This window comes from Rhodococcus sp. P4_B6 (genome assembly GCF_056402215.1).
The window spans coordinates 1-891 of record NZ_JBFUHV010000469.1 but is presented as its reverse complement, the minus strand read 5'-3'; the positions used below and the strand labels follow the sequence as shown (position 1 = coordinate 891).

General features: G+C 67.7%; 1 protein-coding gene. It reads right to left on the bottom strand.

All coding sequences use genetic code 11. The features are described from left to right. The coding region (locus AC1DWT_RS51605; protein WP_477926320.1) for a VOC family protein at positions 1–891 on the bottom strand (891 nt) is incomplete at both ends.

The window sequence follows — 891 nt, the reverse complement described above, 5'->3', positions numbered from 1 at the left end:
GGGCTGCGAGGTCGTCGGGTTCGAGGAACGACGGCGGGGGCGGTGGTCCCCAGGCGTAGAGGCCTTGGAGTCCGTGCAGCACTTCCGGGGACCAGAGTTCGTCTTCGGGGACGGTGTCCATGTCGGAGTAGTACTCGGAGAAGTTCCCGGCCGGGTCCTTGAGGTACCAGAAGAAGTTCGCGCCGGCGTGGTGGCGGCCGAGTCCCCAGATGTGGCGTTCGGGGTTGTTCTCGAGCATGGTGTGGGCGCCGCGGCCGACCTCGTCGATGTCGTCGACCTGCCAGCTGGTGTGGTGGATGAAGTTCACCGGTGCGGCCATGACGAGGACGTTGTGGTGCTCGACGGAGCAGCGCAGGAACGCGGCCTTGTCGCCCATGTAGTCGCTGACCTTGAAGCCGAGGCCGTCGGTGAAGAACTTCATGGTGGTCTCGAGGTCGGTGGATCCGATTACCGCGTGGCCGAGTTTGCGGGGGCGTACCGGGTCGGTGCGGGTGAGGAACGGGGCGCGTCCCCACCGGTCGATCCGGCCCGGGCCGTTGTACGGCGTCGGCGACACCGCGGGCTCGATGACGATCCGGGGCCGGACCTGTACCCGCACCAGGGTGCCGGTGATCGGTTCGACGGCGCTGACGGACGTGCCGTCCTGTTCGACGGCCTGCCCGAGCCCGTGCAAACGCCTGGTGGTGGCGGCGATGTCGTCGGGGTCGTCGGCGGCGACGGTCAGCTCGACCAGTCGCCGGGTGGGTGCGTGCACGATGTGGAGTTGTTCGCCGCCGTTGCGGGTGGCGAACACCCCGTGTCCGTGGTGTTCGAGTCCGAAGTCGGTGTAGTAGGCGATGGTGTCGTCGACGTTGGGGACGCCGATGGTGACCTTGCCCAGTCCGTGTAGTG